Genomic DNA, 17,230 nt, shown 5'->3' with positions numbered 1-17,230 from the left:
TCACGGGCGTGTGGTGAGGCTGTGGTGCGTCTGTGAGCCGGGGGCGGCCCTGCCCCAGTCCGGTTGACCGACCACGGCGGGCGGTGCTGGAGTCGGCGCGTGGACAGCATCCCCGCCAACCGGCGGCTCTGGAACAGGATCAGCGGCGACTACCAGCAGAGGCACGACCGGCAGATCGGTGCCGCGCCCCGGCTGTGGGGCATGTACTCCGTCCCCGACGCGCAGCTGCGGGCCCTGGGCGACGTCACCGGCAAGCGCGTCCTCGAACTGGGCTGCGGCGCCGGTCAGTGGTCCAGGGCGCTCGCCACCGAGGGCGCCAACGTGGTCGGGATCGACCTGTCCGAGGCCCAGCTCGCCGCAGCGGCCGGTGCGATGGGGGCGGCCCGTTACGCGCTGGTGCAGGGCGCCGCCGAACAACTCCCTTTCGCCGACGCCGCCTTCGACCTGGTGTTCTGCGACTTCGGCGGGCTCAGCTGGGCGCCCCCGCACCTGGCCGTCCCGGAGGCCGCGCGCGTCCTGCGCCGGGGCGGGCGCCTGGTGTTCAACGTCGCCAGCCCCTGGTTCGAGGCCTGCTACGACGAGGCCGCCGCCCGCGTGACCACGACGCTCCAGCAGGACTACTTCGGGCTGTCCGGCATCGCGGAGGGCGACGGCGCGACCAGCTACCAGCTGACGTACGGCGACTGGGTCAGGGCCCTGCGCGGCGCGGACCTCGTCATCGACGACCTCATCGAGCCCCGGCCCGCCCCCGGAACACCCAACGGCTACAACGAGACCGACCCGCCCGACTGGGGCCACCGCTGGCCGGCGGAACTCCTCTGGGTGACCCACAAGCCGTAGGTCACCCGGGCCCTTCTCACCCAGCGGCACCAGCGGGCACCGCCACGGAGGACGAGACCCGCGCCGCCGGCAGCCGTACCGCGAACACCGTCCCGCCCGGGACCGAGCGCACCTCCACCGCGCCGCCGTGGGCCGTCACCACCGCCTGGACGATCGCCAGGCCGAGGCCCGTCGAGCCCGCGTGGCGGGAGCGGGAGGCGTCGCCCCGGGTGAAGCGTTCGAAGATGTGCGGGAGGAGGTCCGGGGGGATGCCGGGGCCGTTGTCCTGGACCTCCAGGGTGACCCAGGGGTCGGTGGGGGCGGTCAGGACGCGGGCGGTGACCGTGGTGCCCGGTGGGGTGTGGGTACGGGCGTTGGCCAGGAGGTTGACCATGACCTGGTGGATGCGGGTGGGGTCGGCGTGGACCGTCGCGGGGGCGTCCGGGAGGTCCAGGCGCCAGTGGCGGGCGGGTTCGGTGCGGTCCGCCGCGCGGGCGTCGCTCACCGCGTCCACGACGAGCGGGGAGAGATCGGTGCTCTCGTACGAGAGCGGGCGGCCCGCGTCCAGGCGGGCGAGGAGGAGCAGGTCCTCGACCATGCCCGTCATGCGCTGCGCCTCCGACTCGATGCGGCCCAGGGCGTGCCGGGTGTCCGGGCCCGGGTCCTCCCGGCCGCGCCGGGTGAGTTCGGCGTAGCCGCGTATCGAGGCCAGCGGGGTGCGCAGCTCATGGCTGGCGTCCGGGACGAACCGGCGCACCCGCGTCTCGCTGCGCTGCCGTGCGTCCAGGGCCGAACCGACATGGCCCAGCATCCGGTTCAGGGCCGCGCCGACCTGGCCGACCTCCGTGCGGGGGTCCGCCTCCGCGTCCGGGACGCGTTCGAAGAGGGCCACCTCGCCGCTGTGCAGGGGGAGTTCGGAGACCCGGGTCGCCGTCGCGGCCACCCGGCGCAGCGGGCGAAGGGCGACGCCGACCATCGCCGCGCCCGCGATCCCGGCGGCGACGAGCCCCGCGCCGGTCACGCAGACCTCCACCAGGATCAGGGTGCCCAGCGCACGGCTCACCTCGGTGGTGGGGATGCCGATCAGCACCGTGCCGCCGTCGCTCGCGGGCACCGCCCGCACCCGGTAGCCGCCCAGGCCGGGCAGGTCGACGTCGTGCGCGCGGTCGTCCGCCGTGACACCGGCCGACGTCAGGGCGTCCCGCTGGGCGGTGCTCAGCGGTTCGGTGTTCTCGCCGGTGTCGAACCCGCCGTCCTTCACCACGGCCGAGTCGGTGACGTCACCGCGCTCGATCAGCGCGCCGAACGTCTCCAGGGGCTGGCCGCCCATGCCGATGAAGCCCAGCGGATCGCGGTTCTTCGGGCCGCCGCCCGGATTCGGCGCGCCCGGCACCCGCTCGGCCCGGACCGCGATGTCCCGGAGCTGGTCGTCGAGTTTCCCGTACATGTAACTGTGGAAGGCGATCGCGGTGACCGAGCCGATCACGGCGGCGACCACCGCGATCAGCGTCACCGCCGAGACCACCAGGCGGGTGCGCAGGGTCCACGGCCGCCCCGTGCGCCTACTCACCGGGCTTGATCAGGTATCCCGCCCCGCGCCGGGTGTGGATCATGGGCGTGCGGCCCGCGTCGATCTTCTTGCGCAGGTAGGAGATGTACAGCTCGACCACGTTGGCCTGGCCGCCGAAGTCGTAGTTCCAGACGCGGTCCAGGATCTGGGCCTTGCTGAGCACCCGGCGCGGGTTGCGCATCAGGAACCGCAGCAGCTCGAACTCGGTGGCCGTCAGGTGGATGTTCTTCCCGCTCCGGCTCACCTCGTGGCTGTCCTCGTCGAGCATCAGGTCGCCCACGACGAGCTGCGACTCGCTGCGCGCCGTCGCCGTGCCCGAGCGCCGGATCAGGCCGCGCAGCCGGGCCACGACCTCCTCCAGGCTGAACGGCTTGGTGACGTAGTCGTCGCCGCCCGCCGTGAGCCCGGCGATCCGGTCCTCCACGGCGTCCCGCGCGGTCAGGAACAGCACCGGCACGTCGGACAGCTCCCGGCGCAGCCTGCCGAGGACGGCCAGCCCGTCCATGTCGGGCAGCATCACGTCGAGGATCACCGCGTCCGGCCGGAACTCCCGGGCCGCCCGCACGGCGCCCGCCCCGTCACCGGCGCTGCGCACCTCCCAGCCCTCGTAACGAAGCGCCATCGACAGCAGCTCCGTGAGCGAGGCCTCGTCGTCCACGACCAGGATCCGCACGGGGGTGCGGTCCGGCCTGAGCAGTTCGGTACGCCCCTGGGGCGAGGTCGTCGTCGTCATGACGCCAGCCTGTGAGACGGCTCTGAGAGAGTTCTTGCCCGTTTCTGTGAATTCCCTGAGAAAGCGGGCCGCCGCCCTCAGACGTCGAACAGCGCCTTCGCGTTGTCGTGGCAGACCGCGCGCAGCCAGGCGTCGCCGAGGTCCAGGCGTTCCAGGGCGTGCAGCTGGTGGGCGTACGGGTACGGGATGTTCGGGAAGTCCGTGCCCAGCAGGATGCGGTCGCCGAGGTCCGCGAGGCGGCGGTGTTCCGCCCTCGGGAACGGCATGAAGCCCTCCGTGAAGTCGGTGAACGCCATCGTCGTGTCGAGCCGGACCTCGGGGTACACCTCCGCGAGCGTCAGGAACTGCGTGTACTCCGGCATCCCCATGTGGGCCACGACCAGCGGGAGGCGGGGGTGCCGGGCCAGGACGCGGGCGATGGGCCCGGGGCCGGTGTGCTTGCCGGGGGCCGGGCCCGAGCCGCAGTGCGTCACGACCGGGATGCCCGCCTCCGCGAGGAGGCCCCAGACCGGGTCGAGCAGCGGGTCGTTCGGGTCGTACGCGCCGACCTGGAGGTGCGCCTTGAAGACCCGGGCCCCGGCCTCGACGGCCTCGCGGACGTACCGCCCGGCTTCCGGCTCGGGGAAGAAGGTCGCCGTGTGCAGGCAGTCCGGGGTGCGGGCGGCGAAGTCCGCCGCCCAGGCGTTCAGCCAGGCGGCCATGGACGGCTTGTGCGGGTAGAGCATCGACGTGAAGCGCAGGACGCCGAACGAGCGGAGCAGGGCGAGGCGTTCGTCCTCCTCGTGCCGGTAGGTGATCGGCCACTCCAGGCCGGTCAGCGGGCCCGCCGAGTCGAAGTACGCCCAGACCTTGCGCAGCACCCGCTCGGGCATGAAGTGCGTGTGTACGTCGATGAGTCCGGGCAGCCCGAGCCGCTGCCGAAACCGCACCACGTCGTCGTGATCGTCACCCATACGGCCGACCATCTCAGAACAGCCCGTCCTGCGCCGCCCCGCCCCCGACCGCGACCGTCGGCACGCCCGCCCCGGCGGCGCCCGCACCGGCCGCCGTCAGCGCCCAGCCGGTCATCAGCCGGGTGTCGACGACGACGAGGCCCTGGGGACCCGTGTCCAGGTGCAGGTCGGGGCCGGCCGCCGCGACCAGCCTCCCCGCGACCGCCCCGCCGTCCACCAGGCCGGTGACGGCGCGGACCGGCCCGGACGCCGCCCCGAGACCGAAGATCCCCGCGTGGTCCACCGCCGCGAACGGCAGCCGTTCCAGCGCCTCCGGCCAGCCGGCGCCCTCCAGGGCCGCCGCCCTGCCGTACAGCTCCGCCACCTCGGCGGCCCGCTCCCCCGGCTCCGGGAGGTCCGCCCGCACCGCCCGCTTGCGCGCGTACGGAATGCGGTCCGGGACCCCGAGCGCCGCCCGCAGCACCTCCTCGGCCCGGCGCGCCGCCATCAGCGGACCCCGCCCCAGCCAGCTGAAGACCACCGCCCCCTGCTCCCGCAGCCGGGCCGCGCCCCGCTCCTCGGCGGTGATCCCGACCTTCACCATGCCGGGCCCGAACCACGCCAGGTACACCCGGTACGTGCGCGGGTCGTCCGGAATCGTGTCGGCGGCCACCGAGTGCGCCCGGTCGAGCCGCCCGCACTCGGGGCACCGCCCGCCCGTGCTCGTCGCCGGGACCACGGCCGCCAGCGGGCACGCGTTGCCCCGGGCGCCGGAGCAGCGCCGCTCACCGGCCGCCCGGAAGCCGAACTCCGTCCCGTACGCCAGCGGGCTCGCCCGCGCACGCGCCCCCTTGCGCCAGCCGAGCGCGGGGCCGCCGGAGTCCTCGGGCCAGCGGAGGCCGGTGCACTGCCAGTCCATGCCGGCACCCTACGGGCGGGCACTGACAACGCGGGCGCGACTAGGATTCCGGGCATGACCCCGACCGTGCAGGACGTGGACCGGTTCGAGGCGGCCAGGCCCCGGCTGGAGGCCATCGCCTACCGGCTGCTGGGCTCCGCGAGCGAGGCCGAGGACGCCGTGCAGGACACGTACCTGCGCTGGCAGGCCGCCGACGTCCGGCGGATCGAGGTCCCCGAGGCCTGGCTGACCAAGGTCCTCACCAACCTCTGCCTCAACCAGCTCACCTCCGCCCGCGCCCGCCGCGAGACGTACGTGGGCGCGTGGCTGCCCGAGCCGCTGCTCGCCGGGGACGCCATGCTCGGCCCCGCCGACACGGCCGAACAGCGCGAGTCCGTCTCGTACGCCGTGCTCACGCTCATGGAGCGGCTGACGCCGGGCGAGCGGGCGGTCTACGTGCTGCGCGAGGCGTTCGGCTACCCGCACCGGGAGATCGCGCAGATCCTGGACATCGGCGAGTCCGCCGCGCAGCAGGTCTACCACCGGGCGAAGAAGCACATCGCCGACGGCCGGACGCGCACCCAGGTCGACGAGGCCGCCGCCCGGCGGGTCATCGAGGAGTTCCTGCTCGCCGCCGCGGGCGGGCGTACCGAACCGCTCGTGGAGCTGCTGACGTCCGACGCGATCTCCATCGGGGACGGCGGCGGCAAGGTGCCGGCGCGCGCCAAGGCCTTCGAGGGCGCGAAGGCGGTCGCGACGTTCATGCGCGGCCTGCTCAAGCCGGGCAAGGCGAAGACGGCGTTCACCGGCGGTTCCGTCGAGCTGCACATGACCACCGCCAACGGCTCCACCGCCGTCGTGGCGGCCGTCGGCGGACGGGTCATCGGCGTCATGTGCGTGGAGGTCACCCCCGAGGGCATCACCTCGTTCCGCAACCAGGTCAACCCGGACAAGCTGGAGCGGGCGACCCGGCAGTGGGCGGCCATGGAACACGGGAAGCCGCTGCTCACGGCCTTCTGAGTGCTCTGTGACGCAGGCCACATAGCTCTTCTGTCAGGAAAGCGCGGGCTGCCCGGTTCAAGGGGCGAGAAACCACCCCGCAGGGGCGAACCCGCGCGAGACAGGAGCAGGCACATGCAGCAGCACCGCATCATCGTCCTCGGAGCCGGATACGCCGGAGCGATCGCGGCGGGCCGCGTCGCCAGGCGGCTGCGCCGCGAGGACGTCGGCGTCACCCTCGTCAACGCGGAGCCCGACTTCGTCGAGCGCGTCCGCATGCACCAGCTCGCGGCGGGCCAGGACCTCAGGCCCCGCCCCTTCTCCGAGATGTTCGCCGGTACCGGTGTCGAGCTGAAGGTGGGCCGGGTCACCGCCGTGGACGTCGACCGCAAGGCCGTCACCGTGCGGGACGCGGACGGGGAGGAGGAGCTGGCGTACGACAGCCTCGTCTACGCCCTGGGCAGCGCCTGGAACACCCACGATGTGCCCGGGGCCGCCGAGCACGCCCACGAGATCGCGAGCCGCCCCGGCGCGCTCCGGCTCCGCGACCGGCTGGCCGCCCTCGTGCCCGGGCAGTCCGTGCTCGTCGTCGGCGGCGGGCTGACCGGCCTGGAGGCCGCGACCGAGTTCGCGGAGGCCCGCCCGGACCTCGACATCGCCCTCGCCGCACGCGGTGAACTGGGCGACTGGCTCTCGCCCAACGGCCGCGCCCACGTCCGCAAGGTCTTCGGCCGGCTCGGGATCACGGTCCACGAGAACGCGGCCGTCGCAGAGGTCGGGGCGGGTCACGTCACCACGGCCGACGGCACCTCGCTCCCGGCGGCCGTCACCGTCTGGACGGCGGGCTTCGCGGTCCACCCGCTCGCGGCGGCCACCGCGCTGGAGACCTCGGACACCGGCCAGGTCGTCGTCGACGCGACCATGCGCTCGGTCTCCCACCCCGACGTGTACGCGATCGGGGACGCGGCCCTCGTCGCGGGCCCCGGCGGCAAGCCGCTGCGGATGTCCTGCGCCTCGGGCGTCCCCACCGCGTGGCAGGCGGCCGACGCCATCGCGGCCCGCCTCACCGGCGCCAAGGTCCCGTCCACACCGCTGCGTTACTTCAACCAGTGCGTCTCACTGGGCCGCAAGGACGGCCTGATCCAGTACGTCACCGCCGACGACCGCGCGGTCCGGGCGGCGCTGCGGGGGCGGGTCGCCGCGCTCTACAAGGAGCTGGTCTGCAAGGGCGCGGCGTGGGGCGTCGCCAACCCGACCATGGGCATGCCGGTCCGGCGCCGGCCGGTCGCGGCGGAACGGCCCGGGGCGGCACGGGTGGTGGCCGAGCAGCGGTGACCGGGCGTCAGAGGAGGCGTTCCGGGAGCGGCCCCGCGCTCGGTGTCCGGGCGGCGGGGCCGGCCGGGGTGACGTACTCGACGTCGCCCGTCGGATCCGCCGTCACCTCGCCGACCACGGCTGCGTGCCGGCCCTCGGGGCGGGCACGCAGTGCGGCGAGCACGGAGTCCGTGCGGTCCGCCGGGACGAACAGGCACAGGCGGCCCGCGCACGCCGCGTCCAGCGGTGCCAGGCCCCGGGTGGCCAGGGCGACCCGGGCCTCATAGCTGACGGGCAGCGCGGACTCGTCGACGCGCAGGGTCAGCCGGCGGGCGGCGGCGGTCAGGCGCAGGGTCTCCGCGAGGCCGCCGGCTCCGACGGGGCGGGCGTGGTGGAGGCCGTCGCGGACCTCGCGCAGGAGGCCCGTGAGGGGGGCGCAGTCGCTGGGCACGTGGTGCTCGTAGCCGAGGCCGTCGCGCAGGGAGACCAGGTGGGCCGCGTGGTCGCCGAGCGGGCCCGTCACCACGATCCGGTCGCCGGGGCGGACGAGGTCCGGGGCCAGCGCGGGCCCCCGGCGTTCGCCGAACGCGGTGGCGGTGACGTAGACCCGGTCGGCCTCGCCGGCGCGGACGACCTGGGTGTCCACGGCGGCGACGGTGACCCCGGCCTCGGCGGCGGCGTCCCGGATCGACTCGGTGAGCCGGTGGACCAGGTCCAGCGGGAGCCCGGCCTCCAGCACGATGCCGAGGGCCAGGTGGCGGGGGTCGGCCCCGGTGGCCGCGAGGTCGTTGACGGCACCGCAAACGGCGACCCGGCCGATGTCCCCGTTGCCGAAGAACGGCGGGTCGACGACGTAGGTCCCCGCCCGGACGACGAGGTCGGGCTCCCGGGGCGCCAGGGCCCGGGTGATCAGGTCGCGCACCTCCGGGCCGAAGCCGACCTGCGTGGTGTACCGGTCTCGCGTGTACGTCACGGAACCCCCCCCGATGCGCGCGTCACGACCGTGCCCATCATGCTGCGGGGGTGCGGGCGCGCCTACCCGTGTTGTGGGCTAGGGGGAGTGGTTAGGGGCGGTCGTACGCGCGCAGCAGCAGGACCGCCGCGACGGCGGCCAGGGCGGGGAGGGCACCGAAGCCGGCCAGGATGCCGATGCGGGCCGTGAGGGACTGGGCGACGGCGTCACCGGTGCCGGAGGAGACGTAGCCGGTGAGCTGGAGGACCAGGCCGTAGAGGAACGGGCCGACGGCCACGCCCAGGCCCTCCGCCGTCGTGAACACCCCGGAGAGCACGCCCCCTTGGCGGCGGCCGGTCCGGGTCGTGTCCCGCGCGACGCAGTCCGGCAGCATCGCGTACAGGAAGAGCAGCTGGCCCGCGTGGCCGGTGCCGGCGAGGGCCATCGTGACCAGGACCGCGCCCTGCGGCAGCACCGGGGAGGCGAGGAAGAGCAGGCAGCCCGCGACGAACAGCGTGGAGGCCAGGGCGTATCCGCGCGGGCCGCGCAGCCGGGACCACAGCGGCATCGTCAGCAGGTTCGGCGCGACGAACGCGGCCACCAGCGGGCCGACCCCGGAGGAGTCGCGCAGTACGTGGTCGGCGAAGTACGGGGCGCCCGCGAGGAGGACGCCGGTGGCGACGGACTGGAGGACCACGCAGCGCAGCAGCGCCATGAAGGGCGGGTTGGCCCGGGCGGCGGCGAACTGCTCGCGGAGGGTGGGGCCGTCGGCCGCGACGCGGGGTGTCCTGCCTGCCGTACGGGTGCCCGCGAACACCCACACCGCCCCCAGCGCCACCACCACCGCGCCGAACGCCCCCGCGTACCGGTGGCCCGCCAGGCCGCCGCCGCCCGCGTCCACCAGGGCGGGTGCCGCGGCGCCCGTCACCAGGGCCGCCACGCCGATCACCGCGACCCGGCCCGCCACCAGGCGCATCCGGTCCTCCTCGCGGTCCGCGAGTTCCGCGGGCATGGCGACGTACGGGACCTGGAAGAAGGCGAAGGCGGTCGCGGTGAGCAGGTAGCCGGCGGCGGTGAACCAGGCGCCGGCCGCACCGGGCAGTGGGCCCGCGAAGGTCAGGGCGAAGCCCAGGGCCATGACGAGGCCGCCCCACAGCACGTACGGGCGGCGGGAGCCCCAGCGGGTGCGCGTGCGGTCGCTGGCGCGGCCGACGAACGGGTTGAGGACGACGTCCCACGCCTTCGGCAGGAAGACGACCGCCCCGGCCAGCGCGGCGCCGACACCGAGCGTGTCGGTGAGGTACGGGAGCAGGAGGAGCCCCGGGAGCGTGGTGAACGTGCCCGTGACGAGCGAGCCCGAGGCGTAGCCGAACCGCACGCGGCGGCCCGGTCCGCCGGGGCGCGCCGGTGCGGGCGGGGCGGTACGGTCGCCGCCGGTGTCGGTGATGGCCATCGCGGTGCCTCCCTCGGAAAGCCCCGCCGGGGGCGCGGGGGATGTCCCCCGGCGGGGCTGTCGGGGCACAGCATCGCGCCCCGTCCATGGGCGCCGCTTAAGCGCCGCCGATCCGCGAACGCACCTTCCTGCCATGCATTTTGTGGACAGCGGCGACGGGTGGCCGGGTCTTGTCAGGGGCTCCACCATGTGCTGAGAGAAGGGGAGGGACATGACAGTCGACAACCGCACGGCCTCGGCCCCCGCCATCCACGGACTTGCGACAGCGGCTGCGGGGAGCGCGGGGGTCGCCCAGCACCTGATCCACCGCCCGGCCGCCCGGTCGTACTACGGCCTGGACGCGCCGAGTCTGGGTGAGGAGCACTTCACCCTCGTCGGCGACACCCCCGTGTCCCACCCGCTCTTCAACGACGGCCCCGGACGCTTCCACGACCTCCAGATAGCCACCGCCGGTGTGCGGGACGTCGGCGAACTCGTCGGCCACCGCTACTTCGGTGTGCCCGAGAACCGTCCCGGCCTCTTCTACCGCTTCTCCCTCGACCTCACCGACCTGTCCGCCTGGCGTACGGAACCGGCCGGCGGCCGGGGCGTGGTCATGGAGACGCAGATCAGGGCCAGGCCCGCCAACGTGGTCGCCGAGGTGCCGCGCGGGCTCGACTTCCACCTGGACGTACGGATCGACGGGCGGCCGTGCGGTGTCGGGGCGGCCGGGATGGTCTTCCTGATGCCGAAGCTGTACCGCAAGCACGTCGCGCACGCCCGGCAGGCGATGCGGGCCGTGCCCGAGCTGCACGACGCCCCGGACACCCCGCCGCGCCCGGCCGGCGGGGCCGAGGTCGGCCGGTCGTCCGGGGAGAACGTGGTGATCAGCGAACCGGTGGACGCCTCGCGCGGCCGGATCAGCACCTGGGTGCTGTCCGCACCGGTCAGCCCGGTCTTCGACGTCACGGACGGGCGCCAGGAGGAGCAGTTCTCCGGGCTGCACCTGCTGGAGGCGCTGCGCCAGAGCTCGCTGCTCACCGCCGGCCGCGCACACGGCCTGGACCCGGAGCGCAGCACCCTGGGCGCCTGCCAGGTGCACTTCCGGGGGCAGGCGGAGCGCGCGCTGCCGCTGCGCTGCGTGGCCGTGGCGGGCCCGCTGGACCGGGACGCCGAGGGGCGGCCATCGGTGCCGGTGACCCTGACGCTGACGCAGCAGCGGTGGGCGGTCGCCGAGGCCCGCACCTGCGTGGTCCAGGACTACTGACCCATGAGCGCGGTGCGTTTCGGCATCCTGGGCCCCCTGGAGGTCAGCGGCGGTGCGCCGGCGGCCGCCAAGCTGCGGGGTGTCCTCGGAACCCTGCTGGTGCGCGCGAACGAGGTCGTGTCGGTGGACGGCCTCATCGACGAGCTGTGGCCCCAGTCCCCGCCGCGTACCGCCGCCACCACCCTCCAGGTGTACGTGTCCCACCTGCGCAAGGCCCTGCGCACCGCCGACCCGTCCCACGACCGGGAGACGCTGCTCACCCGCCGCCCCGGCTACCTCGCGCGGGTCGCCCCCGACGAGCTGGACAGCACGGCCTTCCTCGGCCTGGCCCGGCGCGGCCACCAGGCCCTGAACGAGGGCGACTTCGCCGCCGCCGCCGACCTCCAGCGCCGCGCCCTCGCCCTGTGGCGCGGGCCGCTGCTCTCGGACATCCCGCACGGGCCCCTGCTGGAGGGCGCCGCCGTCCGCATGGACGAGGCCCGCACCACGGCGCTCGACGAGCGCGTCCGGGCCGAGCTCCACCTCGGCATGCACCGCGAACTCGTCCCCGAGCTCCACGAGCTGGCGGCGGAGTACCCGCTGCGCGAGGAGTTCCACGCGCATCTGATGGTCGCCCTCTACCGGTGCGGGCGGCAGGCCGAGGCCCTGCGGGTCTTCACGCGGCTGCGCCGGACCCTGGTCGACGAGCTGGGCATCGAACCGGGGCCCCGGTCCCGCCGGCTCCAGCAGCTCATCCTGGCGGGCGACCCGGACCTGGCCCGCCCCGGACCGGGCCCGCGTCCGGTGCCCGTCGGCGCGGTCGGCGGTGACACCCCGCTGCCCGGGCCCGACCCGTCGTTCGTGGGACGTACGGAGGAACTCGGCGCGCTGGAACGCCTGTTGCTCTCGGCTTCCGCAGGTGACGTCATCGCCGTGACCGGGATGCCCGGCGCCGGGAAGACGGCCCTGGCGGTCGAGGCCGCGCACCGGGCCGCCGGTGCCTTCCCCGGGGGGCTGCGCCTGCTGGACCTGCGCGACGGCGGACCCCCGCCGCGCCCCGCCCCCGCGCACGGGTCGCTGCTGGTCGTGGACGGGGTGACCTCGGAGGCCGAGGTACGGCCGCTGCTGCCGCTCGGCCACACCCTGCTGCTCACCGCCCGCCGCGTGCCGGCCGGGCTGCCGGGGCTGCGGACCGTGCTCCTCGGACCGTGGCGCCCGGAGGAGACCCGGCAGCTGGTGCGGCTGCTGGACGGTCCCGACGGGCGCCGGGTCTCCGTCGAGCAGGCCGGGACCGTCGCCGAGCTGTGCGGGCGGCTGCCGCTCGCCGTACGCGCCGCCGCCGCGCAGCTCACCGCCCGGCCGCACTGGACGCCCGCCACGCTCGTCGACCGGCTGCACGCGGAGGACGGCCGGCTCGACGCGCTGCGCACCGGCGACATGGACGTCCGGGCCCGGCTGCTGACCGCGTACGAGGACTGCGACGAGGGGCGGCGCCGGCAGTTCCGGCTGCTGTCCCTGCTGCCGCCGGGCCCCTTCGACGCCGCCCGGGCCGCCGCCGCGCTCGACCTCACCGCGGCCCGGGCGCTCGCCGCGCTCGAAGGGCTGGCCGACGACCGGCTGGTGGAGGCCGACCGGGAAGCGTGGCGGCTGCCCGAGCTGCTGCGGCTCCTCGCCGTCGAACGGCTGGCCGCCGAGGAGGCCCCCGGGGCCGTCCGGGCCGCCGTGCGGCGCGTGTGCCTGGCGTACCTGCCGGGGACGGCGGGGCCCCGGCGCGCGACGGCCCCGGACGCACCGGCGCTCGCCCGGCTGGCCCGGACCGCGTACGACGCGGGGCTGTGGGAGCTGACCGTACGCCTGACGGACGGCCTCGCCGGGTTCGCGCGGCCCGACGCGGTGGCCGAGGAGGCGTCCTACGCGCTGGCCCTGGACGCGGCGCGCCGGTGCGCGGACCGTCCGGCCCATGCCCGGATGCTCCGGCTCCTCGCCGAACTCGCCTGGCGCTACCGGCGCTTCGGGCGCGCCCGTGACCTGCTGGGGCGTGCGCTGGAGCTGGCCCGGGAGTGCGGTGACGAGGAGGAGGCGGGGCAGGCGCTCGTGGGACTGGCCGAACTCCTGCTGGACGGCGGCGCGGCCGACGAGGCGGCGGACCTGCTCGGACCGGCCCTGGCCGCGCCCGTACACAGCAGGGCCCGTTACGAGGCGACGCGGGCGCGGGCGCTGGTGGCCCTGGCCCGGGAGGGCCCGGAGGCGGCCCGGACCTGGTTCACCGAGTGCCTGACGCTGGCGGGCGCGCTGGACGACCCGGGCCTGCGGATGTACGCACGGCGCTCGCTGCGCGCCCTGGACGCGGACGCCGACGCGCCGGGGGCCGGTTTCGGGGCCGTGGAGATCCGGCCGGGGCTCTGGCGGATTCATCAGGGCGGCCCGTTCGCGCGGTCGTCCTCGGCCTGTGGAGAACCATGCCGGTAGCGCTCGCCCCGGACACGGAACTGATCGGCAGGGCCCGCGAGACCGCCGCCCTGCGGGAGCGCCTGCTCTCCCCCGGCGTACGCCTGGTGACCCTGACCGGGCGGGCCGGCGTGGGCAAGACCCGGCTCGCCCGGGAGACGGTACGGGAGCTGGGGGACGCCTTCGCGCGCGTGGAGGTGGTGGACGCGGGGGCGCTGCCGCCGCTCGCCGGCCTCTCCGCCGACGGGCGCGTCCTGCTGGTCCTCGACGGGTGCGACCACGACGCCCGGGGCCCGGCCGCCGACGCGGTCGTCGCGCTGGCCGCCGACCCGCACGTCGTCGTGCTGGTCACCGCCGTGGAACCGCTCGGGGTGTACGGGGAGCAGCTGCTGCCGCTCGGGCCGCTGGCCGTGCCCGGGGACGGGCACGGGGACGGGCACGGGGACGGGGAGGAGCCGCACTCCGTGGCGTCCGTGGAGTTGTTCGTGCGGCGGGCCCGGGACGCCGATCCGTCGTTCGCGCTGACCCTGGAGAACAGCACCGCCGTCGCGGAGATCTGCACCCTGCTCGGCGGACTGCCCCTCGCGCTCGAACTCGCCGCCCTGCGCCTGCGGCTGCTGCCCCCGCACCTGCTGGCGGCCCGGCTGCGCGGGCGTACGACCGTGCTCGCGGGCGGGCCCGTGAACGCGCCCGCCCGGCACCGCTCGCTCACCGCGCTCGCCGAGTGGAGCTGCCACGGCCTGGAACCGGCGGCCCTCGCGCTGCTGGGGCGGCTCGCGGTGTACGAGCCGGGCTTCGGTCTTGCCGCCGCCGGGCTCGACGACGAGGAGGGGCTCGAACCCCTGATGGACCGGGGGCTGCTCACCGTCGTCGGCGAGGAGCGCGGCGAACTGCGGCTCGCGGTGCCCGAGCCCGTACGGTCCCACGCGCGCGCCCGGGCGGCTCAGGGCGTGGCGGACGCGCACGCCGAGCGCTACCGGCGGCTGGTCGCCGCCGCGCTGCCGGGGCTCGCCGGCACCGGACAGGACCGGCTGCTGCGGGAGGCGGCGGCCGAGAGCGCCAACGTCCTGGCCGCCCTCAGGCACCTGCACGAGCGGGGCGACGGCGAGGCCACGGCGGCGACGGTGCTCGGCTGCCATCTGCCGTGGCTGGCGCAGGGGCGGCTGCGGGAGGGCCTGGAGTGGTGCGACGCGGTCGCCGACGCCGGGCCGCTCCCGGAGGCGCAGCGGGCCCGGCTCGCCGACCTGTCCGGGGTGTTCGCGCTGGCCCTGGGCGATCCGCAGGAGGCCGTGCGCCGCCACCGGCACGCCCTCGCCCTCGGCAAGGGCGTGGGCGACCGGCGGCAGAACGCCCTCGCCTCGCTCCGGCTCGGCACCGCCCTCCTCAGGTCCGGCGACGCGGCGGCGGCCCACAGCGTGCTGGTCACCGCGCACAGCGCGCTGTCCACGATGGGCGTCACCGGGGGCACCGCCGAGGCGGCGGTCTCGCTCGCCGCCGCCCTGCACGCCGAGGGCGACCGGCGCAAGGCGCGGGACATGCTGGTCAGGGCCGAGGAGACGTTCCGCCGCAGCCGCGACGGACGGGGGCTCGCCGGCGCGCTGCGGGCGCTGGCCGCACTGGACCTGGAGGGCGACGAGCCGGAGCCGGCCGAGACCGCGCTGCGGGAGGCGCTGCGGCTGTACGAGGCGATCGACGAGCGCACGGAACTCCCCGGTCTGCTGGAGGAGTTCGCGCTGCTGCTGCTCCGGTCGCAGCCCGCGCAGCGCCCGCGCGCGGTCCGGCTGCTCGCGGCGGCGGACGTGCTACGGCAGCGGACCGGTGCCGAGGTCCCGCAGGAGTGGCGCTCGCAGGCCGAGCGGGCCCGTACGGAGCTGGGCGCCCGGCTCGACTGGCCCGACTTCGCGACCGCCTGGGCGGAGGGCGTCCGGATGTCCGCGCCCACGGCGGTGGCCGAGGCGCTGTCCTCGCCGGCGCCGTCGCGCCGCACGGTCGCCGGGGCGGCGGCCGAGGCGCGGTCGCTCACCCCGCGCCAGGCGCAGGTGGCGCTCCTGGTCGCGGAGGGGCTCACCAACCGGCACATCGCGGTCCGGCTCGACATCTCCGAGTGGACCGTCGTCAACCACGTCCGCCAGGTGATGCGGCGGCTCGGGTGCACCTCGCGGGTGCAGGTGGCGGGGGCGGTGGGGCGGTGGGGATGACCCGGGGCACCGGCACGGCCGAGCGCCGCCTCCTGGAGCTGACCGCGCCCGACGAGGTCGTCCGCCGGTTCCGGGCGGCCGGCTGGTGGCGGGAGGAGACGTTCCTGGACGACCTGCGCCGCACGGCGGCCGGTGCGCCGCAGCGGCCCGCGATCGTCGCGGAGCGGATGCTGCGGCCGGAGGGCGAACGCCGGGTCACCGTCACCTACGGACAACTCGCTCTGTACGTCGACCGGTTCGCGGCGGCCCTGGCCTCGCTCGGGGTCGCGCCGGGCGACCCGGTCGCCTACCAGCTGCCGAACCGGTGGGAGACGGCCGCCCTCACCCTGGCCTGCTGGCGGGCCGGGGCGGTCGCGGTGCCCGTGCTGCCGACCGTACGGGCCCACGGGCTGCGGCACATCCTGGACGGCACCCGGGCCCGGGTCTGCGTGGTCCCGGACGCCTGGGAGGGCTTCCCGCACGCCGAGGCCCTGGCCGATCTCGCGCCGGGCCTGCCGTGGCTGCGGCACCGCGTGGTGGTGGGGGACGCGGCGGCGACCGGGGCCGTCGACTTCACGGCGCACTTCGTCCGCACCCCGCACGAGCGGACCGGGGCGGGACGGCGGCTCGCACCGCTGCCGGGGCGCGCGGACCGGCCGGCGCTGCTGATCAGCGTGATGGGGCTGCGTGACGCGTACACCTCGGTGGTGCACTCGCCCGACACGCTGTACGCCAACATCTCGGCCCAGCACCTCCCCGAGGGCCCGGGGCGGCGGCCCGGCGAGGTCTTCCTGTCCACCCTCCCGCTGACCTCGCTGGCCTCGCTGCTCTACACCGTGTGCTGGCCGCTCGCGGTCGGCGGCACCGGCGTCTGGCAGGACGTCTGGGACCCGGGCCGGTGCCTGGACCTGATGGCGTACGCGGGCGTCGACCAGGTGTACGCGGAGCCCGCGTACTTCGCGGAGCTGCTGACCACGCAACGGCAGCGCCCCCGGGACCTGGAGCGGCTGCGGCTGGTCCTGTCCGGCGGGCGCACCAGCACCCCGGAGCCGCTGGCGGCCGAGCTGCGCGAGGTGTTCGGGGTGCCGGTGCTGTCCGCGTGGGGGGCGCCCGAGCTGGGCATGGGCGCGCTGTCTGCGGCGGCCGGCGAGTCACGGCTGCTGCGGGGCCTGGAGGTGCCGGCCGCGGACGGCACGGGCCCCGCCCCGCTCCGGGTGCGCGGGCCTTCGGTGGCCCTGGCGACCTGGCGGCACGGGGCGGCGGTGCCCGTCTCGACCTGGGAGGACGGCGACGGCTGGCTGGACACCGGCGACCTCGCGACGACGGACGCCGGGGGCGGCATCCGGGTCCGGGCCCGGGCCGGCACCAGGACCGGGGCGATCTTCATGGTGCCGGTCGCGGAGGTGGAGGAGGCCCTGCTGACCCACCCGCGGGTGGGCGAGGCGGCGGTGGTCGCCTACACCGACCCGGAACACGGCGAGCTGCCGTGCGCGGTGGTGGTCCCGGTCGCGTGGGACCGGCCGCCCGGCCCGGCCGAACTGCGCGAACACCTCACCGCGCACGGGATCGCCGAGGCGTTCCTCCCGACGCGCCTGGAGGTCGTGGGCGCGCTGCCCCGCGACGAGGAGGGCCGCCTGCGCCGGGCGGCGCTGCGCGCGTGGCTGCTACGGGGGCGGCCGGGGAGCCCCCGGCCGGCGCCGGTGTAGGGGG

The 17,230-nt window shown here is 76.1% G+C and carries 13 protein-coding genes; 7 read left to right on the top strand and 6 right to left on the bottom strand.

The window, feature by feature from the left end; translation table 11 throughout:
* The first annotated feature begins 99 nt into the window (after positions 1-99).
* Positions 100-840 (top strand): class I SAM-dependent methyltransferase, encoded by a 741-nt coding sequence (locus tag OG242_RS16505; RefSeq protein ID WP_405898896.1) that lies wholly within the window; start codon positions 100-102, stop codon positions 838-840.
* Positions 841-856: 16 nt separating this feature from the next.
* On the opposite strand, the gene OG242_RS16500 is transcribed toward OG242_RS16505, so the two are convergent.
* From OG242_RS16500 to OG242_RS16485, 4 genes are all read right to left on the bottom strand, one after another.
* Positions 857-2,389 carry a sensor histidine kinase gene (locus OG242_RS16500; RefSeq protein WP_405898895.1) on the bottom strand — a complete coding sequence of 511 codons (1,533 nt, stop codon included), beginning with the start codon at positions 2,387-2,389 and terminating at the stop codon, positions 857-859.
* A complete protein-coding gene (locus OG242_RS16495) occupies positions 2,382-3,122 on the bottom strand; it encodes a response regulator transcription factor (RefSeq protein WP_405898894.1) in 741 nt (246 codons plus the stop codon). Before OG242_RS16495 ends, OG242_RS16500 begins: the two co-directional genes overlap by 8 nt.
* 77 nt (positions 3,123-3,199) lie before the next feature.
* The gene (locus tag OG242_RS16490; protein ID WP_405898893.1) at positions 3,200-4,075 is read right to left on the bottom strand and encodes an amidohydrolase family protein; all 876 of its coding nucleotides are present in this window, start codon (positions 4,073-4,075) and stop codon (positions 3,200-3,202) included.
* A 13-nt stretch (positions 4,076-4,088) separates the two neighbouring features.
* Positions 4,089-4,973: a DUF2797 domain-containing protein gene (locus OG242_RS16485; protein WP_405898892.1), complete on the bottom strand. Its 885-nt coding sequence runs from the start codon at positions 4,971-4,973 to the stop codon at positions 4,089-4,091.
* Positions 4,974-5,027: 54 nt separating this feature from the next.
* On the opposite strand from OG242_RS16485, the gene sigJ reads away from it, so the two are divergent.
* Positions 5,028-5,972, top strand: a complete 945-nt coding sequence (gene sigJ, locus OG242_RS16480; RefSeq protein ID WP_405898891.1) for an RNA polymerase sigma factor SigJ — start codon at positions 5,028-5,030, stop codon at positions 5,970-5,972.
* Between the two features lie 114 nt (positions 5,973-6,086).
* A complete protein-coding gene (locus tag OG242_RS16475; RefSeq protein ID WP_405898890.1) occupies positions 6,087-7,286 on the top strand; it encodes an NAD(P)/FAD-dependent oxidoreductase in 1,200 nt (399 codons plus the stop codon).
* 7 nt (positions 7,287-7,293) lie between these two features.
* Here the strand turns inward: OG242_RS16475 and OG242_RS16470 are convergent, their stop codons facing one another.
* On the bottom strand, positions 7,294-8,238 hold the full coding sequence (locus OG242_RS16470; RefSeq protein WP_405898889.1) for an AIR synthase-related protein: 945 nt from the start codon (positions 8,236-8,238) through the stop codon (positions 7,294-7,296).
* 91 nt (positions 8,239-8,329) lie between these two features.
* Complete coding sequence (locus OG242_RS16465) at positions 8,330-9,670, bottom strand: MFS transporter (protein ID WP_405898888.1); 1,341 nt, start codon at positions 9,668-9,670, stop codon at positions 8,330-8,332.
* 211 nt (positions 9,671-9,881) lie between these two features.
* Here OG242_RS16465 and OG242_RS16460 point away from each other — a divergent pair, with 211 nt between their 5' ends.
* Genes OG242_RS16460 through OG242_RS16445 form a run of 4 tightly spaced genes read left to right on the top strand, consistent with a single transcriptional unit; the run spans position 9,882 to position 17,226 of the window.
* Positions 9,882-10,916, top strand: coding sequence for an AfsA-related hotdog domain-containing protein (locus OG242_RS16460; protein WP_405898887.1), 1,035 nt, complete (start codon positions 9,882-9,884; stop codon positions 10,914-10,916).
* A 3-nt stretch (positions 10,917-10,919) separates the two neighbouring features.
* The gene (locus OG242_RS16455) at positions 10,920-13,364 is read left to right on the top strand and encodes a BTAD domain-containing putative transcriptional regulator (protein ID WP_405898886.1); all 2,445 of its coding nucleotides are present in this window, start codon (positions 10,920-10,922) and stop codon (positions 13,362-13,364) included.
* Entirely contained in the window at positions 13,355-15,541 is a 2,187-nt protein-coding gene (locus OG242_RS16450; protein ID WP_405898885.1) for an ATP-binding protein, read from the top strand. The genes OG242_RS16455 and OG242_RS16450 overlap by 10 nt, the downstream gene beginning before the upstream one ends.
* Positions 15,538-17,226, top strand: a complete 1,689-nt coding sequence (locus OG242_RS16445) for an AMP-binding protein (RefSeq protein ID WP_405898884.1) — start codon at positions 15,538-15,540, stop codon at positions 17,224-17,226. The genes OG242_RS16450 and OG242_RS16445 overlap by 4 nt, the downstream gene beginning before the upstream one ends.
* The last annotated feature ends 4 nt before the right edge of the window (positions 17,227-17,230 follow it).

It is taken from the genome of Streptomyces sp. NBC_00727 (genome assembly GCF_045161745.1).
Lineage (GTDB): Bacteria > Actinomycetota > Actinomycetes > Streptomycetales > Streptomycetaceae > Streptomyces.
This window is presented reverse-complemented; position numbering and strand designations above follow the sequence as displayed.